Source organism: Oceanihabitans sp. 2_MG-2023, from assembly GCF_030547245.1.
Classification (GTDB): domain Bacteria; phylum Bacteroidota; class Bacteroidia; order Flavobacteriales; family Flavobacteriaceae; genus Oceanihabitans.
Map to the genome: position 1 here is coordinate 220,398 of NZ_JAUOQT010000002.1, position 24,995 is coordinate 245,392.

General features: G+C 32.2%; 20 protein-coding genes. 4 read left to right on the plus strand and 16 right to left on the minus strand.

Translation table 11 applies throughout. The annotated features are described in order from the left end of the window. Positions 1-131: 131 nt before the first annotated feature. Entirely contained in the window at positions 132-1,529 is a 1,398-nt protein-coding gene (locus Q4512_RS04945) for a metallophosphoesterase (protein WP_303422263.1), read from the plus strand. Positions 1,530-1,685: 156 nt separating this feature from the next. On the opposite strand, the gene Q4512_RS04950 is transcribed toward Q4512_RS04945, so the two are convergent. Beyond that, positions 1,686-4,382 carry a TonB-dependent receptor gene (locus tag Q4512_RS04950; RefSeq protein ID WP_303422266.1) on the minus strand — a complete coding sequence of 899 codons (2,697 nt, stop codon included), beginning with the start codon at positions 4,380-4,382 and terminating at the stop codon, positions 1,686-1,688. A 43-nt stretch (positions 4,383-4,425) separates the two neighbouring features. After that, complete coding sequence (locus tag Q4512_RS04955) at positions 4,426-5,319, minus strand: GLPGLI family protein (RefSeq protein WP_303422269.1); 894 nt, start codon at positions 5,317-5,319, stop codon at positions 4,426-4,428. A 105-nt stretch (positions 5,320-5,424) separates the two neighbouring features. Here Q4512_RS04955 and Q4512_RS04960 point away from each other — a divergent pair, with 105 nt between their 5' ends. Both Q4512_RS04960 and Q4512_RS04965 read left to right on the plus strand, forming a co-directional pair. Continuing rightward, a complete protein-coding gene (locus Q4512_RS04960) occupies positions 5,425-6,261 on the plus strand; it encodes a hypothetical protein (RefSeq protein WP_303422272.1) in 837 nt (278 codons plus the stop codon). A gap of 7 nt (positions 6,262-6,268) precedes the next feature. Next, on the plus strand, positions 6,269-6,883 hold the full coding sequence (locus tag Q4512_RS04965) for a deoxynucleoside kinase (protein WP_303422274.1): 615 nt from the start codon (positions 6,269-6,271) through the stop codon (positions 6,881-6,883). Between the two features lie 151 nt (positions 6,884-7,034). On the opposite strand, the gene Q4512_RS04970 is transcribed toward Q4512_RS04965, so the two are convergent. From Q4512_RS04970 to Q4512_RS04980, 3 genes are all read right to left on the minus strand, one after another. Then, positions 7,035-8,039: an App1 family protein gene (locus Q4512_RS04970; protein WP_303422277.1), complete on the minus strand. Its 1,005-nt coding sequence runs from the start codon at positions 8,037-8,039 to the stop codon at positions 7,035-7,037. Positions 8,040-8,114: 75 nt separating this feature from the next. Further along, positions 8,115-10,544 (minus strand): sodium-translocating pyrophosphatase, encoded by a 2,430-nt coding sequence (locus Q4512_RS04975; protein WP_303422280.1) that lies wholly within the window; start codon positions 10,542-10,544, stop codon positions 8,115-8,117. 260 nt (positions 10,545-10,804) lie between these two features. Beyond that, entirely contained in the window at positions 10,805-11,332 is a 528-nt protein-coding gene (locus tag Q4512_RS04980; protein ID WP_303422282.1) for an inorganic diphosphatase, read from the minus strand. Positions 11,333-11,499: 167 nt separating this feature from the next. Between Q4512_RS04980 and Q4512_RS04985 the strand changes: the two genes are divergently transcribed. Continuing rightward, positions 11,500-11,901 carry a hypothetical protein gene (locus tag Q4512_RS04985; RefSeq protein ID WP_303422285.1) on the plus strand — a complete coding sequence of 134 codons (402 nt, stop codon included), beginning with the start codon at positions 11,500-11,502 and terminating at the stop codon, positions 11,899-11,901. Between the two features lie 23 nt (positions 11,902-11,924). Here the strand turns inward: Q4512_RS04985 and Q4512_RS04990 are convergent, their stop codons facing one another. From Q4512_RS04990 to Q4512_RS05040, 11 genes are all read right to left on the minus strand, one after another. Continuing rightward, positions 11,925-12,926, minus strand: coding sequence for an NAD(P)H-dependent glycerol-3-phosphate dehydrogenase (locus Q4512_RS04990; protein ID WP_303422287.1), 1,002 nt, complete (start codon positions 12,924-12,926; stop codon positions 11,925-11,927). 9 nt (positions 12,927-12,935) lie between these two features. Continuing rightward, on the minus strand, positions 12,936-16,166 hold the full coding sequence (locus Q4512_RS04995) for an HAD-IB family hydrolase (protein ID WP_303422289.1): 3,231 nt from the start codon (positions 16,164-16,166) through the stop codon (positions 12,936-12,938). Positions 16,167-16,172: 6 nt separating this feature from the next. After that, complete coding sequence (locus Q4512_RS05000; protein WP_303422292.1) at positions 16,173-17,354, minus strand: alpha/beta fold hydrolase; 1,182 nt, start codon at positions 17,352-17,354, stop codon at positions 16,173-16,175. Positions 17,355-17,361: 7 nt separating this feature from the next. Further along, on the minus strand, positions 17,362-18,297 hold the full coding sequence (locus Q4512_RS05005; protein WP_303422295.1) for an alpha/beta hydrolase: 936 nt from the start codon (positions 18,295-18,297) through the stop codon (positions 17,362-17,364). A 3-nt stretch (positions 18,298-18,300) separates the two neighbouring features. Beyond that, positions 18,301-20,142 (minus strand): wax ester/triacylglycerol synthase family O-acyltransferase, encoded by a 1,842-nt coding sequence (locus Q4512_RS05010; protein WP_303422297.1) that lies wholly within the window; start codon positions 20,140-20,142, stop codon positions 18,301-18,303. Positions 20,143-20,339: 197 nt separating this feature from the next. Next, a complete protein-coding gene (locus Q4512_RS05015) occupies positions 20,340-21,650 on the minus strand; it encodes an AarF/ABC1/UbiB kinase family protein (RefSeq protein WP_303422300.1) in 1,311 nt (436 codons plus the stop codon). A 98-nt stretch (positions 21,651-21,748) separates the two neighbouring features. After that, positions 21,749-22,399, minus strand: coding sequence for a TetR family transcriptional regulator C-terminal domain-containing protein (locus tag Q4512_RS05020; protein ID WP_303422303.1), 651 nt, complete (start codon positions 22,397-22,399; stop codon positions 21,749-21,751). Between the two features lie 129 nt (positions 22,400-22,528). Further along, entirely contained in the window at positions 22,529-22,819 is a 291-nt protein-coding gene (locus Q4512_RS05025) for a hypothetical protein (protein ID WP_303422306.1), read from the minus strand. Between the two features lie 28 nt (positions 22,820-22,847). Next, on the minus strand, positions 22,848-23,699 hold the full coding sequence (locus tag Q4512_RS05030) for a hypothetical protein (protein ID WP_303422310.1): 852 nt from the start codon (positions 23,697-23,699) through the stop codon (positions 22,848-22,850). Between the two features lie 105 nt (positions 23,700-23,804). Further along, complete coding sequence (locus tag Q4512_RS05035) at positions 23,805-24,068, minus strand: hypothetical protein (protein WP_303422313.1); 264 nt, start codon at positions 24,066-24,068, stop codon at positions 23,805-23,807. A 119-nt stretch (positions 24,069-24,187) separates the two neighbouring features. Then, complete coding sequence (locus Q4512_RS05040) at positions 24,188-24,988, minus strand: bacterial transcriptional activator domain-containing protein (protein ID WP_303422315.1); 801 nt, start codon at positions 24,986-24,988, stop codon at positions 24,188-24,190. Positions 24,989-24,995: the final 7 nt, after the last annotated feature.

Here is a 24,995-nt window from a genome sequence, read left to right on the forward strand (position 1 = left end):
AATGCTCTTTTTATATTCACGAAATAGCTTAAAGAACATCCAATCTAACTCTTTGAAAATCACGTAATAACACCTGAAAATATCTAACTCATTTATAATAAATTCGTTAGTACAACTAACATCTAAATATTATGAAACGAATAAACACCATATTTGGGGTGGCCACATCTGTAATTTTAGCAGTACCTATTGGATATTATGCTTTTAATAACGAATCTATTATAGCACCACAGGAAGAAAAAAACATTGTTATTCTAGACTCTACAAGTATTTCAAAAAAATCTAATACATTCTTAGTAATATCCGACACACATTTACATAGTGAATGGACACAAGCTGAGGTGGTACAAAATGGCAACGAGGCAGATACAGGTAATGATTTATGGGATATTTCTTTAACAAAATTTACAAATATAATTTCTGGAGCATCTAAACAACCAAAACCGGATTATGTTATTCTATTAGGTGATTTACCATGGCATGCCTATCCAACTGACAAAACATCTTTATCCTCTGCTAGAAAAAACACAGGCAAAGTATTAAGTCATCTTCGCAATGCAGCACAAATAGCCAATGTTCCATTAATATATGCTCCAGGAAATAATGATTCTTGGAGTGGAGACTATAGAGCTTTTACTGCTCCAAATGGAGATACTCCTTTTGCTTTAGATAGTCTTGGTGTAAAAAACTGGCCAGTTATTAATAGTGGCACTTGCGGCTTAGGGAAAGCAAAGGCATGTGTAGCAGATAATACTAGAGGAGATTTAGGTTGTTACGCGGTATATCCTTTAGGAAAAGACGGAGGTATACGCTTAATTATTTTAAATAGTGTAATGTTTAAATACGCTCATCATAATTCGAACCATTTACATTATTATGGAAAGCCTGGAGAACAGGCAAAAGATATTAAAAATCAAATGGATTGGTTTACAAAACAATTTACGGAAGGAAGTACGGAAGATGCTATTATGATTGGCATGCATATTCCTCCGGGAATTGATGGTCATGGAGGTTCTGAAATTTGGGATACAGACATTACCTATAATGGCAAAAACATAAAAGATGCATTCCTAGATATTGTTGCAGAAAACAAAGACAGAATTGTAGGTGCATTGACAAGCCATACACATTTAGATGGATTGCGTAAAATGATGTACAAAGACAAAAACGATAGTTTACAGTTTAGTGATTTAATAGTTTCTATTCCTGCAATTACACCTAGAAATGGCAACAACCCTTCTTTTAAACAATTTAATTATGATGCTGTTAATCATGAATGGATGAACTTTAAAACTATTAACCACGACTATTGGCCATCTAAAACCGTTGGATCTGTATGGAAAGAAGGCAAGTTGGTGTCTTTTAATAATACATTTAAAGGAGATACTTTATCAACTATGACAAAGCGCTTAGATACTTTAAGTTTTGCAAGGCTATTAAATAATGTAACTAGCATTTATAAAGCTGGTGGAAATGCAGCAAACCCTAATGAGGTTATTAAAACACTTATTGTAGCTCCAAGTAATTGATTAAAGCACAAAAAAAAGCCTTCTTTGTTTTAAGAAGGCTTTTTTTGCGTTAGGGATGGAAGTGGCATCCTTTTGTTTTTACAAAAGATATAACGTACAGCCCGACGCTACGTAGCTTTTTTTTTAGCGAAGTAGGGTAACGCCCAAATTATTATTCTATAAATTATACTTCACACTAAATACTACATATCTTGGTTGTATAAAATACTCTCTATTGCTCACCGAAATGTTTCCGGTGTTACTTTGACTTAAACTTTGTGTGTCTAACAAGTTGGTTGCTCCAACTTTATATTCCCACTGGCTATCGGTTTTTTGATACGTTAAAGAAGCATCTAAAAAGCCGTATTTATTAAGAGAATCTTCGGTGTTTCTAAAATCATAATAACTGTATTCGGTAACAAAACTAAAGTCTTTTAAAATTACAGCATCGAAGTTTATAAATGGTCTGTGTGTATAAAACTTGGTATTGTTATTTCCTTGATCATTATCATTTATAGTTAAATCGTACCCTAGTTCTACATTTGGTGCATTCTTAAAAAAGGTACTAATTCGGGTACCATAGGTTTGTGTAAAACTTTTATTTTTACTTAGATTCCCACCTATAAACTGATTAAAAGTTGCCCAACTCCAAGATCCAGAAAGGTTTGCTTTAATTTTTCCGAAACGGCGTTCAAAACGTCCACGAGCAGAAAAAGTTTCGTCTGCAAAATTAGAATTAAAAGGTGTTGATGTTGTAATTACACTTTCGAAATCTGTGTTATTACGAATACCATCTATATTTTTAGAATAGTTTAAAAAACCAAATACATTGGTATAATTAAACATATTGAAACTAAAATATGAAAGATTTAAATTATGTGATAAGGAGTTTTCTAATTCGCGGTTTCCTGAAAAAATGGAACTATAATTATTTAAAAATAAGCCTTCTGCTAACTGCGTTACATCTGTAAAATTGGTTTGCATAGAGTAACGTAAGTTTAGGTTTTCGCTCTTTTTCATTTGAAACCTAATGGTAGCATCTGGTAAAATTCTAGCAAAACTATTACTGTTAGTAGAACCAAATTGTGTGTCTTTAGTATTATATGCATGTGCTGAAAAACCTGGAGTTAACGTAAATTTCCCCGCTTTTAGATTATAATGAACACCTACATAAGCATCACTAAAGGTATAATCTACATCGTTGGTATTAGAACCATCCACTGGTGTAGGAGTAAATATGGAACCATTATCCAGTACTTGAAAAATATCGGAGTTGAATTTTTGGTTACTATACACCAAACCAATGGTATAATTTAAATTACTTTTTTGGTTAAGTACATTCCAATAATTTAACTTACCATCAAACTTATTAGACTTTACTCTTTTCTCTTGTGAAGTGTTATAAGCAGATTGCGCATCGTCTAACCCTAAACCTTCTGCGGTGCTTGCATAGGTGTCTTTTTGCTCAATAAATGCATTATAAAAAGGATCTTCATCTTGCAATAAGTGCTGTGCTTCTAGCGAAAAAATATTGTTTTCGTTTAAAGTATAATAGTAGTTTAAATTCTGGTTAATACTATAAGGTGTTTGTTCTTCTATTTGATCTACTTGCCCTAAAACCGAAGAATTAAAAAAACGATTTTGTGTTTGTTTAGAATATCTTCCAAAAACATCATAATCCAATTGATTATTCGCATTTGCTTTATAAACGGCACTTAGTTTTAGTAGCCCTAAATTGCTTTCTTGTTGCGTATAGTTGGTAGTAGACTCATCTGGGATAATAAGTTCGTCATCGGTGTAAGACACCTCGTTATTTTCGCGAATAGCAGTTTTTGTACCAGAATATATTCCAAATCCGCTAATGGTAAGTTTATCATTTGGGGAGTTACTAAAATTAGCTGCAGCAAATTTAGTATCTATACTTTCTGCTTTATTATTAGTGGTATTTAAAAAGCTCAAACTATTATCTCCTAAACTAATATTGGTTCCACTACTTTGACTCAGGTTTCTAAATCCACCTGTAAAATTAAAATAGTCTCTACGAGTAAATGCAACTTCTCCTGTATTATTTAAATCTCCAATAAAATTGATACTTGTTTTTGGGCTATAGAAAAACAATTTTGGCTGTACTTTATACAAACCATCGTCGGAAGCGATTCCTGTTCCCGCTGTAACATCACCAAACCAAAACTTATCTTTTCCTTCTTTTAATTTTAAATTAATAGCGATATTATCTTGATTATTAGTCACACTACTTAATTGCCCAACTTCACTAAAATTTTTAAGCACTTCTACTTTATCGATAGCATTCGAAGGAATATTTTTTGCCGCTAATTTCGTGTCACCATCAAAGAAATCTTTACCATCTACCATTATCTTGCTTACCGTTTTTCCTTCTACCTCAATTTCTCCATCATCTGTAATCTCTACTCCAGGGAGTTTTTTCAAAACATCTTCTAGTTTTTTTTCGGTTCCTGTTTTAAAAGAATCTGCATTATAAACAATAGTATCTCCTTTTACAGTTACAGGCATTTCGTAAACCAACTCTACTTCGTCTAAAGTAGTATCGTCTAAAAGGGTATAGTTTTTAGTAAGATCCTCTTCTTTGGTTTCGAAAAGATCTTCTGTTGTTTTCATTCCAATATAGCTCACCTGTATCTGATAGCTAGAATTTTTCTCTAAAGAAAGCTTATACCTTCCAGCATCATTAGTAATTCCGTAAGAGTCTAGGGCTTTTGTTTCTTGATTTACAGCAACCACATTAGCAAGTTCTAAAGGGTTACCAATACTATCTTTTACAATACCTTCTACTCTAACTTGAGCAAAAGTGGTACTAGCTACTAAGCAAATTAGTAGGGTTAATAGGTTTTTCATTTTAAATTTTTCTGGTTAGGTTTAAATAGAATTGTTTTATGTATTAACGACCTCTTCCTCCTGGGCGTCCACCACGGCCTCCTCGACCTCCATACATTTCACGCATTTCTTCCATCTTTTTCACCACAATATTAGCATACTCTTCTTTTGTTACCTCTTTTCCTTTTGAAGGCACTTTGATGTTTTCTTTTTCGCTTGGATTTAATATTATTTTAGAACAAAGAATAGTGGTTCTATCTGCATTTATTTCTAAAATTAAACCAGGAAGCCCCCAATATTCTCCAGGACCTTGGTTTACTGGGATTTGCATGGTATACCAAGCAGTTACTTCAATTTCTTTTGGTACTTCTATTTCATCAACTGAGTTATTTACTTTTGTAGAATCTGATTTTTTTTCTGCATTATCATTTCCTCTCCCCCTTCTTCTAAAACTTGAAAAATCCGTTTTATCTACTGCTTTCATTGCTGTAGCTTTCATAGCCATATATTGACCAATCTGTTTGGTTTCTCCAGTCATTTTCCATTTTAGTTTTGGTAACGAATCATTAATTAAAAATTGCTTTCCAAAAAATTCTTGTTCTTGTAATAACTGATTGCTTTTTATATTTTTATATTGTTCTCCTGCAGTAAAATTAGCAGCAAAACCACCAAAACCCCTACCTTGAGAACCACCAGGAGCGGCTAATTGCTCTTCTTCTTTATAAACCGACTCTGTTTTATTGAAAGTTAATGTGTAACTTTTTTCTAAGAAACTTTTCATACGTTCCATAATCTGTTTTTTCCTATCAGCAGGCATATCTGGAGGACCAAAATTATCCATATCGACAGTTGTTTTAGATTCGTAATAGGCTTTACCTTGAAAGTCCTGTTGTGCATATGTGAAAACACAAGAAAAAAGCGTAAAGCAAATAACAGATAGCGTTTTATTTATTTTCATCTAAATTTAGTTTGTAGTTTTATTATTAAAAACATTTTAAGTAACTCTTATAAGACACTTAAAACACAAAAACGTTTAAGCTTGAAATGTTAAATTACTCTTAAAATGAAAATATTTTTTTTAATTAGAAATTGGTTCAATTTTTGTACTTTTCGTTTTCCTATGAAAAACACCTATATTCTATTTTGTATCCTTCTAACGATTTCCGCTTTTGGGCAAGAAACAATAGATATCTCACTTCTAAAAAAAATAGACCTCACAGATAGAACAATTATTGATATAGATAATTTTGATACCCAATACTACCTAAACAACCATATATTTTACAAAAAAGACGCAGATAAAACGATCAACTACAGCAATGTACAATTAGGCGAAATAACTTCGGCAAACGCTTTTAATCCTTTAAAAATAAATGTTTTTTATAAAGATTTTAATACTGCAATTATTTTAGATAATCGTTTAGCAGAGATTTTTAGAATAGACTTTAATACCACAAAACCCTATAAAAGCGTATCACAAATTACCACAGGAAACGATAATACGCTTTGGATTTTTAATCAAGACACACAACAACTAGAAGTCTACGATTATAAAACGAATAAAACAAAAGCAACTACACTACCTATTCAGTCGAGTGTTTTAGATTTAAAAAGTAATTTTAATTTTTGCTGGCTACTTACAGAAAAGTACCTCTACAAGTATAATTATTTTGGCAGTTTAACCCAAAAAATTAAAAATGAAGGCTTTACTAATATTGAAGAAGACAACGGAAATCTTATTTTAAAAAAGGAAAATACACTCTACTTTTTAAAGAAAAATACCGAGGATATAATAAAAGTAAAAACTCCAAATTTGTTAATAAATCAGTTTTTACTAACCAATGAAACCTTGTATATTTACCACGAGAAAATCCTTTCTAAATTTCAATTAAAAAATTAAATAAGATATGCACGTTGCCATAGCAGGAAATATTGGTGCTGGAAAAACCACACTAACAAAATTACTAGCCAAACATTATAAATGGGAAGCGCAACTAGAAGATGTAGTAGACAACCCTTATTTAGACGACTTTTACAACCAGATGGAACGTTGGAGTTTTAACTTACAAGTATACTTTTTAAATAGTAGATTTCGTCAAGTTTCAGATATACGCCAAAGTGGTAAAGACATTATTCAAGATAGAACCATTTACGAAGATGCTCATATTTTTGCACCTAACCTGCACGCAATGGGTTTAATGACGAATCGAGATTTTGAAAACTACAAATCGCTTTTCGATCTTATGGAAAGTTTTGTAGAAGGTCCAGATCTACTAATTTACTTACGCAGCTCTATATCTAATTTAGTATCCCAAATACACAAACGAGGTCGCGATTACGAAAATTCGATAAGTATAGATTATTTAAGTAGACTAAATGAGCGTTATGAAGCTTGGATAACGGGCTACAACAAAGGAAATCTTTTAATCATTGACGTAGACAATCTTGATTTTGTAGACAGACCTGAAGATTTAGGTTATATATTAAATAAAATTGATGCCGAAATAAACGGCTTATTTTAAAATATTTTTGGGCGTTCCTTTTTTTAATCCTACTAGGTTTTAGAACTCTAGCAGGATTAAAAAAAGTCAGGCTTTCACTACTCGCTCTCTGCGAGGAGCTCAAACAAACCGTTCTATCCTTAACGCAATTCTAAACAACAAATATTTAGCATTAAGCTATAAAACCATTTTCTCTAGCATGTGTAATAGCTTGTACACTACTCTCTACTAGTAACGCAGGAGTCGTTTTATAATTTTCAAGCAAGCCTTTTACTCGAAGCATTTTCTTCTTATGTTTTACGCTACGCAAATAAATAGCTTTTATTCGCTCTGGAAACAAGGTTGCTATTTCTATATAAATATCTGGATCATGCTCTCCACTATCTCCTATTAAAATAAAAGGTAAATTGGGGTATGTTTTTAATAAATCTAATATTTCCTTTTGCTTTTGCGGTTTTTCATCGGGTGCTTTCTTTTTCAAAATATCTTTAAAACTCCTTAATAATATAGGACCTTTCGGAAAATTATTTTGTTTTAAAAATAATTCTAAATATCGGTACAAATTCCATGGACTATGACTAACATAAAAAATAGGATTTGCATTTTCACCAGACTTTCCACGATGTAATAAATGATAAAAATCGGCAGCACCATCCAAAGGCAAACGCATTTTTGCAGATTTAAAAAGAGTATTATAGAGCACTCTCCACTTTAATGTAGACACCACACCAGTGTGTAAAATGGTATCATCAATATCGCTTGCAACACCAAATTCTACTGAATTAGAAGGAATTAGTATTTCGGCAGGAAAACGATTTTCCTTTTGTATACCTGGCTTAATAGCAACATCTTGAAAAGCAACCTCACAAGCTAACCAACCCTCTACATTAGCCATTGCTTTTAAACCTTTAACATTCGCTTTCATTTTAAAATAACCATGCGTATCGCTTGTTGTTTCTAAAAAAGACCCATCTGGTAATTTTACAACAATGCTAGCATTCTTAATTTCGTCACTTTCTAAACGTTTCCAACTATTTATTAGCACACTAAAAAAACCTTGTTGTTCTAAATCTATAGATTCATCTTGTAAAGCCCTTCCTCTTAAATAAAAGTGAGTATCAGTTCCGTAGCTTTGAAAAGCAATAATTTGAACAGGTTCTTTCTTAAATAATTTCATAAATAAATAGGTTGCCTTAAAATAACAAAAAAACCACGCAAAATGCGTGGTTTTTTTTATTTAAAATATAGTTCTTTACTCTACAACTTCCTTTATTCTAATAGTAACATCCTTTCCTAAAGCCTCCACTTTTTGCTTAACCTCATCAAAGTCTCCTTGATAAACTTCAGTTACTACATCTTCAATTCCATTTTTAATAATAGCCGTTTTAACTATTGCCTTTGCAGTACCATCCTCAAATTTCTGAATAGATGCCTTACGTATTACTTGGTTATTTGCGTCTTCTACAATTTGTTCTACAAGAACCTCATTATTTAGAGCCAGACCTTCTTCGGTATGCCCTCCTAATATTGGAGCAATAACTAAGCCTATTAAACAAGTAAGTTTAATTAAAATATTCATAGAAGGACCTGAAGTATCTTTAAATGGATCTCCAACAGTATCTCCTGTAACTGCTGCTTTATGTGCATCAGAACCTTTAAAAGTCATTTCACCATTAATCTCTACTCCAGCTTCAAAGGATTTTTTAGCATTATCCCAAGCACCTCCAGCATTATTTTGAAAGATTGCCCAAAGCACGCCACTAACAGTTACTCCTGCCATATAACCACCAAGCATTTCTGCAATCGCTAAATGACTCATTCCAAATAACATTGGCACAAATGCTATTACTAAAGGAAAACCTATAGTCAATAAACCAGGTAACATCATTTCTTTTAAAGATGCTTTAGTAGAAATATCTACACATTTATCGTATTCTGGTTTCCCTGTACCTTCCATAATTCCAGGAATATCCCTAAATTGTCTACGTACTTCTTCCACCATTTCCATTGCAGCCTTACCAACAGCATTCATAGCTAAAGCTGAAAATACTACAGGCACCATACCACCAACAAATAGCATTGCCAAAACTGGTGCTTTAAAAATATTTATTCCATCTATTCCAGTAAAAGTTACATAAGCAGCAAAAAGTGCTAATGAGGTTAATGCAGCCGAAGCGATTGCAAAACCTTTTCCTGTTGCAGCTGTTGTGTTACCAACAGAGTCTAAAATATCGGTACGCTCTCTTACAATTGGTTCTTGCTCGCTCATTTCTGCAATGCCACCAGCATTATCAGAAATTGGTCCAAAAGCATCAATTGCTAATTGCATAGCTGTTGTTGCCATCATGGCAGATGCTGCTAAAGCAACCCCATAGAACCCTGCAAAAGCATAAGACGCCCAAATAGCACCAGCAAATAATAAAACCGAAGGGAATGTTGAAATCATTCCGGTAGCTAAACCTGCTATAATATTAGTACCTGCTCCCGTACTAGATTGTTGTACAATTTTCAAAATTGGAGATTTTCCCAATCCTGTATAATATTCTGTTATCGAAGAAATAACTGCTCCTACTACTAAACCAACAAGAGTAGCATAAAATACTCGCATAGAAGAAATTTCTTGTAAGCCTTCGCCAAAGAAATTCATTTGCATCGTTTCTGGCAACATCCAAGTTACTAAACCAAAACAAGCTGCCGCAACTAAAATAATAGAAGTCCAGTTACCAATATTTAAAGCCCCCATTACTTGCGCTTCTTTAGCATCGTTACTTTTAATTTTAACAAGTACAGTTCCAATAATAGAAATAATAATTCCTACTCCTGCAATTGCCATGGGTAATAAAATTGGACCAATACCACCAAAGGCATCTCCAATATTTCCACCCATATCTTTAATCACATAATTACCTAAAACCATTGCTGCTAATACTGTAGCAACATACGACCCAAATAAATCGGCTCCCATTCCTGCAACATCTCCTACATTATCACCTACATTATCTGCAATTGTAGCAGGATTTCTTGGATCATCTTCTGGAATACCAGCTTCTACTTTACCAACTAAATCTGCACCTACATCTGCTGCTTTTGTATAAATACCACCACCAACTCTTGCAAATAAAGCGATAGATTCTGCACCAAGAGAAAACCCTGCTAAAGTTTCTAAAACAATAGTCATGTCCATGGTGTTTGTCCAAACGCCTCCCATAAAAAAGTGAAAGAAAAATATAAAGAAAGCAGTTAAACCAAGTACTGCTAATCCTGCAACACCAAGTCCCATTACAGTACCACCACCAAAAGAAATTTTAAGTGCGTTTGGCAAACTAGTACGAGCAGCTTGTGTCGTTCTTACGTTTGTTTTCGTTGCTATTTTCATACCTATATTTCCTGCAAAAGCAGAAAAAACAGCACCACAAATAAAAGCGATAACTATCAACCAATGTGTTGTTGGCACTACAAAAGATACAATTGCTAATAATACACTTACGATAACTACAAAGACTGCTAGTAAACGGTATTCTGCATTTAAGAAAGCAAGAGCTCCTTCGTAGATGTGATCTGAAATTTCTTTCATTTTACCATCTCCTGCATCTTGTTTCATTACCCATTTTTGTTTAATCATCATATAGATTAAACCTAAAATTGCCAATGCAATTGGCATATAAATCATCATTGATTCCATATTATATTTAGTTTGATTAGTTTTTAATGATTGCTAATGTAATAAATTCAAACAGAAGTAAAAAATATTTTAAAATCATCAATTTTTTAACATAAAAACAAGGTTTTTGATATTTATGTGCTTTAAACAAAATAGGAACAAATTAATTTTACCTAAAAAGTAAACAATAACAAATTGCAATACTTTAAAATTTACTTGTTTAAAAGTAAAAACCCTTTCATTAAAAAATGAAAGGGTTTTTACTTTAAGTTTAGAGATCTTTATATCTTGAAATCTCCTTTTGCTTTATGCTCGCTGTTTTCGTAACGTTCAATACACTTATTTAAAATTTGGTAAGCTTCTTGGGCATTTCCCCAACCACCAACATCAACTTTTTTCTTTTCTAAATCTTTATATACTTGAAAAAAGTGTGTAATTTCTTTTATTCTATGTGGATTTAAGTCTTCGATGTCGTTATATATATTCCAGATAGGATCTGTAGTTGGTACACAAATTAATTTTTCGTCTGGACCTTTTTCGTCTGTCATATGAAATACACCAATTGGCTTTACTTCCATAACACACATTGGAAAAGTTGGTTCAGTCCCCATCACTAAAACATCTAATGGATCCCCATCTAATGCTAAAGTTTCTGGAATAAAGCCATAATCTCCTGGATACATCATGGATGAGAAAAGCATTCTATCGAATCGGATTTTATGTAGATCAAAATCGTATTCATATTTGTTTCTGCTTCCTTTTGGAATTTCTATTAAAACATCAAAGGTTAGTTTTCCTTTTGGGCTCATGTAAAAAGTATTTATGCATTTCCGCAAAAGCGAAAATAAAATTATTAAAATCGTAAAAATTGGAGACCAAAAATACAGAAACATTTAGCGTCTAGCAACTAAAACCCATTTCATTTAAACAAAAATTATTATATTAGTAATTTAACAGCTATTAATTTTATTTTTTGATGTCTTTTTGTAAAAAATATTTCATCTTTTTTTTATTACTAATTCCGTTTATCAACTTTGCACAAAGTTTAACATGCTGTACCTCTCAAATTGAAATTGAAAATGCCCTTACTGGTTATTGGAAAATTAAAAATGAGGACTCTAAAAGCATTTATCATTATTGGTTTGAAAATGGCAGAGGAAATGTTGAAAATGTAAAATCAACAGGAACTATTGGAAAATATAAACCTGTTGAAAAATCACACTCCCACATTTATTTAAAAAAAGAAGAAAGTCAGTTTGTGCTAGAATACATTTATAGATATGGTAATTGGACTTCCGCTTTAATACAACTAGACGCTACTCATTTAGTTTTAGAAACCAATGGAGAAATCACAGAATACTACAAAGTAAAAGAGTAAACTATTTATTATTAAACAGAATATTATCCTGGTTCCTTCTCTGAACCACTTTCTATTTTAAGTAAGCCTTTAAAGGCATCATTTACGGTGTTGCCTTCATAAAGAACTTTATATACTTCTCTCGAAATAGGCATATCTACCTTATAATCGTTAGCAAGTTCCATGACCACTTTAGCTGTTTTTACACCTTCGGCAACCTCATTCATTTCTTCGATAATTTGTTTTAGACTTTTACCTTGACCTATTTGAAAACCAACATGATGGTTTCTACTTTTAGAACTAGAACAAGTAGCTACTAAATCTCCCATTCCTGCAAGTCCAGAAAAAGTTCTTCGCCTTCCTCCCATAGCTGTACCTAATCTGGTTAATTCCGATAGCCCTCTGGTTATTAAGGCTGCTCTAGTATTATCGCCAGCATTTGCTCCATCTCCCATTCCTGTAGCAATTGCCATAATGTTTTTTAAAGCACCACCTAGTTCACAGCCAATAACATCGTTATTCGTATATACTCTAAACAATCCTGTGCTAAAAACTTGCTGTAATTGCTTAGCAATGGTTTTATCTACCATGGCTATTACCGCTGCAGCTGCTTGACCAGAATGAATTTCTTTTGCTAAATTTGGACCTGTTAAAACCCCTGCAGGATGACCAGGAAGCTCTTGCTCTATAATTTGCGTCATTCGCATTTTGGTGTCTAATTCTAAACCTTTAGACAAGCTTACAATAGGAACCCAAGGTCTTATAAAAGGTTTCGCAGTATGTAACACTTCTCTAAAATGTTGCGAAGGAATCCCCATAACAATCACATCTGCATTTTTAACTGTTTCTTCAATGGAAGCTGAAGCTTTTAAGTTTTTATGTAATAGTGCTCCTGGCAAATATTTAGAATTTTTGTGTTCTTCATTTATTTCCTGAACTGTTTTTTCATTTCTTGCCCATAAAATAGTTTCGCTATTTTTTGCTGTTAATGATGCAACTGTGGTCCCCCAAGATCCTCCTCCTAAAACTCCTACGTTTAATTTCATAACTTAAAATTAATTTTCTAATTCATTAATATATAAATCTCGAACTTCTTCTATATGTTTATTGATGTTTTTTCTTTTCCAAAGAGATGTATCAACTGGTTCTAAGACAACTACTTCTATATGTGTTGGTTTAAACATGCTTGTTCCTTTAGGCATTGCCATATATGCATTTTTAATTACAATAGGAATAATTGGCACTCCTGCTTGCATGGCAAGATGAAATGCACCTTTTTTGAAGACTCCTAAAGTTTTGCTTCCGCTTCGTGTTCCTTCTGGCGCAATAGCCACAGAAATACCGCTCTTTAATGCTTCTACGGCAGGCTGCATCGCTTCAATAGCTTTTTCTTTATTTGCTCTGTCTACATAAATTGCTCCTAAAGCTTTAAAAATAGGGCCAAAAGGAGTTCTTTCTAATTCTTTTTTAGCAATCCCTGTAAAATCATGACGAATTAGTTTCATAACAATAAAGAAATCTGCTGCACTTTGATGGTTAAAACAAAAAACTGCTGGACGAATTTCTTCTAAATGATGCTTTCCTTTTACTGCTATTTCTAATCCAGCCATTTTAGATCCTAAATCTCCAATACTTGAAAAAGTGGTATTAGCAGCTTGTTGTCTAGACATCGTCATTGCTCCTTTTACAATTCCTTTTACGGCTGAAGGGTAAATACTTGCTGCTGCTAACCCTGTTCTAAAGCCATTAACTAAAGGTTTACCAACTGGTTCTTCGAATCTTAGAATTGGCCAATTATTTTCGAATGCTACTTGGGATAATCTTTGATCTGGATTTGTTGCTACTGGTTTTCCAACGATTTTTAACAAAGGATAATCGTCAAAACTATCAGTATAGAAATAACTTTTTGCTAGATCTACTTTATTCTTTTTTGCAAATTTTCGTGCGGCTCTAGCTTTACCTTCTCCCCAGCACATTTCGGAAACACGACCAGTAAACTTACCGTTACGTAACTCCATTTCGGTAGCATAAATATCTTTAATTCCTAATGCCTTAGCTATTGGTTTAATTTGGTAAGTGGTAGCTGCTGAAATAATAACCACTTTATGTCCTTTTTCTATATGTTTTGCTATTAAATCTCGAGATTCAGAATAAATTGTTTCCTCTAAATAATCGGTAAAAACTTGCTCTCCTAATTCTGTAAATGCAGATTCTGCGATACCTTTTACTCCAAGTGCTGCAATTTTGGTAAGCACTTCAAAATCTCTATTTCCTAATGCAAATACTGCTGCAGTAGCAAACTGTGTTAGATATTCTTTTGCTGTTGTTTTGCCACTAAACAGACGTGTAGTCATGAATTTTTTTGCCGAAAAATCGTTAATTAGCGTTCTATCCATATCAAAAAACGCTGTTATATGTGGTCCTTCTTCTATTGTTTCCTCTAGATTTACTTCGTCATTACCAGAATCTGGAACTACATTTTGTTGGATTGGCTCCTCGTTTATCGTTTTTTCATCTTGTACATTCTCGATATGTTTTAAGTAGAATAACCTTTCTGATAAATCTTCTATTTGCGTTTTCCAACCATCTAAACCTTCATAATCTATTACTCTTTCGACAGGAACAAGATTTGCATTTTTAGCAAAACGAAGTGCATTAATTAAAAATGGTTTTGAAACACTATCTAAACGTGTTATTTTAGATTGCCAATGCAATTCTTTTCCTTTAAACATTGCAAGCTCAATAAAATCTTCTTCATTAAACTCATCGTCTGTATCCCAACTGTTAAGTGTATAACAAACTACCTTATCTGCTTCTAAATAAGATAATAAAATAGCTCTAGAAACGAATAAATCTTGTTTTTTTAATAATGCGGATATATTTCCATTTGGATCTGCTAAAATGGCTCTCCAATTTTTATCGAATCGCATTAACTCGGCTTCTATCTCACTACTAAATTGAGGCTTGTTCGTGTAAAAAAACTCGAACTTAAACAAATTTCGAAGTTTCATTATTTCTTCCCAGAAATGGGTAATTCGGTTATTAGATGTATCGCCTTTTATTTTTACCAAAGCCATTTCAATAAAAGCTTGATGATACAAATGACCAGAAGCCATATTTGCGTAATAGGTTGCTGGCAAATATTCTGTAGCAACTAAACTATATTGTGCTTTTTGTCCAGCTCTACTTTTTTGAATTATTCTTGCACCATGCAATAAATTTAAAGCGGTTTGAATGGTTACACCTATTTTATTTCCACGATCTATAAGTACATCTTCTTGTTTCCGACCAATATATGTCATTAATCTATTGACCTTGAATTCGATTTCTTTTTTGGTTAAAGCAAAATCGTTTAACAAAACATGACAAACTAACGAAACGGTAGTTACAGGAGTAATAGCATTCGCTTTATGAATAAGCTCGAAAGCAAAACGTGGGAGTGTATTTTTATCTGCATAACTATCTGCTTCCATATCTGGAATGATAGCTTGTAAATCTTCATTCAATTCTACTGGATCCCCAAACCGAATGGCTGCACGACCATAATCGTTTCCAAGTTTTTTAATATAGTTTACTGCTTCTTTTACATTTTCCGATTTTTTTTCTTGTCCTTTTCCTTCCTCGGTCATTTGTTTGACATCTGGAATTAGGTCGTAAACAATAGAAACTGGAACGTATTTTATATTTCTTGCGCTTTGCAATTCGCCTTCTTTAATGTATTTTAAAATTCCCATTTTGGGATAAATAATCTTACCGGTTCTGGAACGGGTTCCTTCAATATTCCAAGTTAAATGATCTCCTTTGTCAATTATTGTTGAAATATAATGACGCAATGCAGCTTTGTAAATAGCATCGTCTTTAAAGCTTCTTCGAATAAAAATAAGCCCTGCGTTATTTCCTAACTGTTTCATTCCTGGAAATGCTAAATTACTTCCACCAAATGAATATGGAATTGGCATACCATATCGAGCTAATGTAGAAATTAGCACCAAAGTATCAAGATAAGTTTTATGTGTCATGATGAATGCAACCGAATTACGCTGCATGAGTTTCATGAGTTTTTTGATTCCTTTTGGATCGACATCAATTTTATCATTATACGCTCTAGAAAGTATATAATCGAAGCTTTTAACAGCCAATAATTTAGCAATCGGCTGCTGTTGTGCATACAATTCTTTAATACAATTTGCACCTTGTTTTTTCACCTCTTCAAGATCTAAATCTTGTTGAATCGCAATTTGTTTTAAAGCTTCCTGAAATTTATGATGTGCAATAATTTGATCCATGTATTATTATTTTATGACTGGGAGAATTGCCTTCTTGGTTTGTAATGCTTTTCTTGCTTTGTTCCAAAAATGGGGATATAAAAATCGCTCAATATTTGCTGAAACTTCTTGTATTTCTTTTCCATTTAAATTGGCGCTTAATGCATTTGCTGTTGTTAATAAAACACTTGCATTTGCTCCCATTCCGGAATGGCTTCCGTAGACCTCAATATTTTTAATATTTTTTCTAAAAGTTTCTGCTTCCATACAATGTTTCCATGGAACTAATCCATCGGTTTTTGTATAAATACAAGTTACTGGAACGGTTGGTATAGGTTCTAACTCAGCCAGAAATCTTTCATTTCTTTCTTTTAAAGATTTTCCTCTAAAAAATTCTAACAAACCATATACTGGTGTTTTCATATCCATAACTCCCCAAATTGGTGAGCCAATTGTTAAAATTTGTTCTACTTGACTTGGATGTCTATTTGCCATTATTTTTGCAAAAATACCGCCACCACTCCAACCTACAATACTAACTTTTTCTTGGTGTTGTTGGTAGATATCTGCAAGTTTTTCTTCTAATCTAGGAATATAATGTGCCTTTACCATGTTAAATCCTAAGTCCCACTTATAGGTTGCAAAACCTAGAGATTTTAAATATTTTCTAACAAATGATGTTGAAAAATCGTCGCCTAAATACGGTGGAATTAATAGTACTGGTTTTCCTTTTCCTTTTATACGTTTTGGAATAAATGGATATAAGCAATAAATGGATGACCATTCGATTAACGATCTGCTTTCCATCATCATATTAAACAACGGAGGAATTGGGATCTTTTTATTTATAATCGTTATTTCTTTTTTGAATCTATCTAGAATAGAATTGGTGTATTTGTATTCATTTTGATCGTGACCTTTGGAAATAGAATTTCCTATATTTTCTAATATTTTGATTAGTGTAATGTAATCCCGATTTGGGCCCAATTCATCACAAACCAAAATCATTTCGTCTAATAAATGTTCTATTATTTCGTGCTCGTCTTTTTTAACATTCTTAATAAGCACTTTAATTTCCTTTTGACAAGGGTGTTGTTTAAACTGTAAACCCACTAGTTTTTTAGCTTCTCTAATAGTTAAACCATTAAGAGTTCCTAGCGCTACAGCCAAACGAGTAAATATTTTATATGTAATTTGGGTTTCTTCCATTTGTATTTTAATCTTGCATACGAGCATTTAACCAACCAATAATTTCTTCTTTTACAGCTCTGGCATTGGTTTCGTTTAACATTTCATGTCGTCCTCCTTCGTATAAATTGAAGGTAAAATCGTTTACACCTCTTTTTTCATATTGTTTAGCAACACGTTTTACCCCTTTCCCCATTTCTCCAACTGGATCTTTATCGCCAGAAAACATTAGAATTGGCAAATTTTTAGGTGTTGCTTTAAATGCATCTGGTGTATTTAGCTTTTTAGAATTTTTGATAATATCTAGAAAAACCCCTAGTGAAAAATCTTCTATTCTGTATGGATCTTTTGCATAGATGTCTACTTGTGCTTCATCACTACTAATCCAATCGAACTTGGTTCTATTCGGTTTAAATTTCTTGTTAAATTCGCCAAAAAAGAAAGATTTCAAGAATTCGTTTCCTCTTGCTCTTCCGCGAAAAGCGGTAACTGTTGTTGCTGTTACCAGTCCAATATTTCCTAATCCTTTTATAAAACTTGCAGTTCCAGATAAAATTAAGGCATCCATTTCTTTTGCATATTTAGTTACATACTTTCTACTAAAAAGCGATCCCATGCTATGTCCAAATAATATGAATTTAGTATTCGGGTTTTCAGCTTTCATTAGGTGATACAAAGCGTGCATATCTTCTACACAATCGTCAAAATATTCTTTGCCATCATAAAACCCAAATAAGCGTTTCATTTCTGCTGTTTTTCCGTGTGCTCTATGATCGTTAGCATAAACCGAATAACCTTCCTCTTGTAAAAGGTGCGCCATATCATCATATCTTCCAGCATGTTCTCCTAGTCCATGGGCAATTTGGATTAAACCTTTAAAAGGCACATTTGGGTTTGCTTCCCATTTATAATAACAAATGGATTCACCATCTGTAGATTTTAATATATGTGTATTGTAATGCATTAATTATCTTTGTAAAAATGCAGAAAGTAACTTCATGAATTTCCCTTTACTTGCTGCCGTTCCTGTTATTTTAATTCTTCCTTGTATTTTTAACTCTTCTAAAAGTAATTTCCCTTTATATAAAGCCAATAAGTTTTGATCTTCAATTTCAATTAAAACTTTTGGATCTAAATTTTTCTTTTTCTTTATTACTGCTGTTGCTTTGGTTAAATCTATTTCCCAGCCGTCTGTTCTATCTCCTAAATCTAATTGAATTTGGTACACCCCTTTATAAGTTTTAGTTGCTTTAGGATTTTCTTTAAAATACTTTTTTAAAGCAGTAAAAAAAGGTGTGCTTTTGCTTCTTACTTGTTTTTTTGTTTTTGTAACCTTTTTTCCTTTCTCTAGGTTTTTAATTTGCAACTCCAACTCGTTAGCAGATTCTCTAATATATCTAGAAAATAAATCGGCATCTGGCATTGTCTTAGCATCTGATGTTGTTGTAATACTTACTTGACCATTGTAACTGAATGCTGCAATAATTAATCCGAAACCATCAACAACTGGAGTTAATCCAAAAATAGAAACCACTTTGTGTCCATTTAAATACAATAAACCTCTTGGTCCTGGAACATTGGTTATGGTTACATTAAAAGGTGGTCTGTGTAAATCTTTAATATTGTATTTACTATATAAACCAGCTGCTAAATTTGCCAAACCAAAAGGAACCACATCGGCCATTTTAGCTAAGGTTTTTGCTCCCATGGTATTGTGTCTAGATTTACCTAACATGGTTTGCTCTTGAATATATTCTAATCGCTCTAAAGGATCTTCAATATGTGTTGCCAATTGAATCATCATATTAGCAATTTGATTATTTAATTGGTTGCTATTTTCTGTACGAATAGAAATTGGCACATTAGCAACTAGTGGATGCAAAGGGAGTTTTTCTTTTTCCACTAAATAGCGACGTATAGCACCTGCACAAATTGCAAGAATAACATCGTTAATACTTCCTCCCATCGTTTTTCGAAGTGCATTGATACGATCGAAAGATAAAATTGCAGTTCCCCAAGTTCTTTTTGCAGAAATATTACCATTAAAAATAGTTATTGGAACTGGGTATTTTGTTGCGCTAAACTCCTTTTGAATACTTAATTTTTTTGCTGCTTTATTTTTAATAAAACTATAAGCTGTTTCTGCAACTGTTTTTGGTATTCTAAACGGGTTTTTTAAAAAACCATAACCACTTTTTAATAATAAACTAAGCTCATCGGGCAATGGTTCTGGACTAAATGCTTTTGGTTTAGCACGCTTTTTTTGTTTTCCGTTTTCGTCGCTATCGTATAAAACGCCCATAATACCAACTCCAGAGTTACCATCAATCATTACATGATGTACTTTGGTTACAATAGCAACTGAGCCTTTTGGCACCTGTGCAATTTCGTCAATTCCTTCAATAAAATGTACAGACCATAATGGTCTACGTAAATCTAAAGGAGCAGAAAACAATGTAGAAGTTAAATCTCTTAATGTTTTCCAATTGGAAGGATCAGGTAATTTAATTCGGTTTAAATGCAAGTCTAAATCAAAATTTGGATCGTCTACCCAATATGGATAATCCAAATTCATAGGAACATTAAGTAAACGTTGTCTAAATTTTGGAATTAAATGTAATTTAGAAGCAACAATTTCCTTAAAATCTTCAAACTTTAAAGAACCTTCTACAATATTTAATGTTGCAATATGCATTGGACTTGTTGGAGATTCTGCATATAAAAATGCAGCATCAGAACCTGAAATCTGTTGTATTGAAGCATCGAATGCATCTTGCACAATGTCTTTCAAATCAATTTTTTTTGCCATTATTAGTTCCTTGTATTTTATGCTATTCTAAAAAGAAATTATCAATTCGTTAATTATTTTTTGAAAATTTAATGATTTTAATAAAACAAACCTCGAATTATAACACATTTTTTGCAATATACGTTATTTTTAAAAAAATACTATGCACGCATAACAAATAGAATACTTAAGAAGATATAGTATGAATAACGGAAAGTTTACAGGCTTTTATAATTATTTATTTTAATATTATTTGCTTTTAAGTCGAACATTAAATTAAACAAACCAAAAAACGTTCTATTTAAATAAATAAAATGTTTAGAACCTCTATTAGCATTCATTTTATTAGATCTTGTGCTTTTAAAATATTGTTCTCCTATAGCTGCTATTTTTTCAAAAAAAACAGCATTAGAAAAATCAAAATTTTCTTCTCTAAATGGCTGAGTAAAAAAACTTAAAACATCGTGAAACATATTAGTAAAAAAAACTATTTCCTCTTTAGTATCTTCTTTTCTTAAAATTTCTAATACCAATAACTGATTATGAAATAATTTAGGATCCTCCAGAATTTCTTTATTGAATAATTCGAAATAAGGAAAATAAAAGTCCTCTGGAATAATTTTCATACAGCCAAAGTCTATTGCAATTAGCTTTCCTTTTTCAGAAATTAAAAAATTTCCAGGATGCGGATCTGCATGTACTTTTTTAAGCACATGCATTTGGTACAAATAAAAGTCCCATAAGGCTTGCCCAATTTGATTTGCTAACCCTGGATTGGTATTTATTTTAGTAAATTCGGAAAGATGCATCCCTTCCATCCAATCCATTGTTATTATTTGTTGCGAGGAAAACGCTTCGTAATATCTTGGGAACTCTAAATTGGGAATATGCGCACATGCTGTGACGACTTCTTTGCTTTGTTCTATTTCTAACAAATAGTTTGTTTCTTCTAAAAGTTTACCTTCTACTTCTTTAAAATAAACTTCGGAATGCTCTCCTTTTATATTAAACATTTTCATAGCAATTGGCTTAACCATTGCTAAATCGGATAAAATACTATCTGCAACTCCTGGATATTGTATTTTTACTGCTAGTGCTTTTCCGTCTTTTTCGGCTTTATGTACTTGCCCTATACTTGCTGCATTTATAGCTTCTGAATTAAATGCATCAAAAATCTCATTTGGAAATTGACCGAAAGACTTTTTAAAAGTTTTTAAAACTAATGGAGCAGATAATGGTGGTACCGAAAATTGGGATAAGGAAAACTTTTCGACATATGCTTGCGGCAAAATGTTTTTCTCCATACTTAACATTTGCGCTAATTTTAGTGCAGAACCTTTAAGGTCTTTTAAACTATCGTAAATATCTGTTGCATTAGATTCGTCTAGTCGTTCTTTGGCTTCTTCCTCCGAATTCACCATTTTATCACCAAAATATTTTAAATAATTCACACCAACTTTTGCTCCAGTTTGTACTAATTTAGATGCACGTTGGATTTTAGAAATTGGTATGTTTTTAATTGTTTTCATTTTATGCTCGCGAAAGCGAATATCTTTTTATTAAATTTTCTCCGTTTTATATTTCCTTCGTTTTTGAAACTTTGCAGGTATACCAATATTTAATCCTGTTATTTCACTTTCTCTTTATATAAAAACTTTGCTAGGTCTATTATATTATTTAAAGACTTGGTATTTAACAACTCGAAACTTGTATTTATTGATTTTTCGATAAAAATATCTGTTTTTTCAAAAGCTTCAGAAGTATCGTCTAACCAAAATTTCATGGTGAATAATAATTGAATCCAAGAAGATTCTTTTATGGTTTTCTTTTGAATATTTTCAATAGTATCGACATTTAAGTGAAGGGTTTCTAAATCTAATTCTTCTACAAATTTTAAAAAACTACGTTTAAATCTAGAAAACCTGGAAAGTGCTTTCAGCTGATTTTCAAAACCTTTTAAATTTATTTTTAGAAACTCTTGGTTAAGCGAAAGATTTTCAAAAAAAGTATAATATAGACTAAGTAGTTTGTCTTTTTTAGTAAACGAAACATACTCTGGTGTTTGTTTTAAAATGGCTAAAGAATTATCGAAAAGCAACAGATAAATATCCTTTTCCAAATCTTTAAACGAAGTGAAATGTGTGAGGAATAATTCTTCTGAAAAGCCATGTAATTGCGTAAAATCTGCAATTGAATCTGGCTTATTTCGATGTTCCACCACATAGTCCATATACATGGTTAATATTTCGGATGCTGCAATTTTATTTTTCTTAGCCATTCTCTTTTTATTTGCCCTTAAAAGTACGAAACGTTTTGTCTAAAACGAGCATCTATAAAACAAAAAAGGCTGTCTTTACAGACAACCTTTTTCAACTAACCAACTTAATTATTAACAAAAACTTTAAAACTATGCGATAAGCTTAGTAAATCTTTTTTTGCTAAGTTTTACATGTTTTTTAACACCAGTTAAAGCGGTAAAAACTAAATCTTGATTTGTAGCAGCTAATTTCAAGCTATCTTTTATTGCTTTATTTGCAACCGTTTGCCATTGTTCTGCAACAATTATAGTTTCACTAACAACTTCTTCTGTTGTATTAAGAGCGTAATTGTTAGCAGATGCTGCAACTTTTTTTGTTTTTTTTATTGTTTTAAATATCATTTTCTTTGGTGTATCTAAAAGTGATTTTGTAGTACTCATATTGAATTATATTATACGTTAAATCTAATTATTTTTTAGCTTCTGTTTTAGCTTCGGCTACTTTAGTTGCTCCTTCTTTTTTAACCTCAGCTACTTTTTTTACTGTTGCTTTTTTAACAGCTGTTGTTTTTTTAGCTACTGTTGCTTTTGCTTTAGGAGCAGCTTTTGTTACTGCTTTAGTAACCGCTTTTTTGGTTGCAGTTGTTTTTTTAGCTACCGTTTTCTTTGGTGCTGCTTTAGCTACTACTTTTGTTGCTTTGGTTGCAGTTGCTGTTGCTTTTTTTAGCACTGTTTTTTTTGTTGCAACTGCTTTTTTAGTTACTTTTTTAGCAACTTTTGCTTTAGGTGCCTCTTTAGCATCTTCTATTATAGCTTCTCCTTTGTCAATTATTTTTGAAGCTTGCTCTAATACATCACCTTTAAGTTCATTAAACTTAGCCATTCCCATGTTTTTGATGTCTTCAGAAACTTTTTCTGCTTTTTGAACCATTGGGTTTTCAGAAACCTTCTCTGTGATATCTTCAACTATCCCTACAACTTTTCTACTTACAGGATTATTGATTGCCATGTCTTTGGCTTTTTCAACTAAATCGGCATCAATACCAACTAAATCTTTCATTTTATCTGTTCCTGAAACGAACTGACCTTTAACAGCTTCAGCAGTATCAAAAATCATATGGATTTGTTGTTCTCTTACTTTTTCTGACTTCTTAATTAACTTAGAAGCTAATTTTTGCCATTTTTCACTATTATCTACCACTGTATTAATTGTAGCTATAGAAGCCTTAACTAATTCTTTATTAATTTTTGTTACAACATTAGTATCGTTACTAGCTTTACTTGTTGCTTTTTTTGCTACTTTTTTTGTTTTAGTTGCCATAATATATTGTTATTGTATTGTTCTTTTTAATTCTGGTACAAACATACAATCAGCAAGTTACAAATGAGTTACACTTGTATATGTGTTCCATTATTTGTTTTGAAATTATTTAGACTTTGCCAAAAATTGTACCGCTTTTCCTTTTACAGTCTCTAAAGTATTAAATATTACATCTTGATTTTTAGCAGAAAATTTTAAACCTTTCTTTACTAATTTAGCAGAAAGCCCTACTCCTTTCTCCGTTAAGTCTATAGATTTAGTGAATACTTTCTCTGTTGTATTTAAAGCAAAATCGTTTGCCTTAGTTGTTAATCCTAAAACTTTATTCGCAGTCGTATTAATAATTGTTGCTTTAATTTTCGTAGCCATAATATGTTATTTAATATGTATGGTGCAAACGTACAAATCGATAGTTACAAATGAGTTGCAGTTAAAATATAGTTGAAATTGAAGTTGAAGTTGAAAAATGTGATTCTTACTAAAAACTTTTAAATACTTTCAATCTCTTTGAGAAGATTCTTTGTCGCAGGTAATGGATCAATACCATATTCCTGATCCAATACATCGGCACATTTTTGATAAGCTTTAATGGCTTGTGGTCTGTTTCCTTTTTTAATATAAGCCTGCATTTGAAGTCTGTATGCATCTTCCCAAGTATTATCTATTGCAATAGCACATTGTGCTAAACGAATACTTTCTAAAGGGTTTTCGTTTAATAGAATTTCGGCAAGTATAACGTAAGCTCCTAAAATTAGGATTTGTATTTTCTCGCGTTCTTCAGACGACCAATCTTCAAAAACACGATTAGGTAAATAAACCCCTTGATATAATGCAATTGCTGCTTTATACGCTTGTTTTGCAATAGCTTGATCTTCGCCAAAAGCTTCATTACCTATTATTATATATTGTTCTAGTGCTTCTACATCTATCCAAACTTTTTCTAAATCTAATTGATAGCTAACGCCTTGTCTAATAACAAAAACAGGTTCGATTCTAGAAGCTCTTTCGGGTTCTAATACTTTATTAACGCCATGTAATGCTACTTTAAAATCGCGATCGTCTCCATCTTCCCAAAGATGATCCATGATTTTTTCTTTATGAAGCGCATGTCGTTGTCTATTAGAAATTAAATATTGTAATAATTGTACGGTTTTATCACGTCCCCATTTTTTAGAATCTACTTTTTCGTTTTGAAGCCATAGATTAAACTGCCCCAAGGTTTGAATGCGAATAACTGCATCTTCTTGAAATTGTTTTAATTCTTTTAATCTATTGCGAAGTGAATTCATTAAAAAA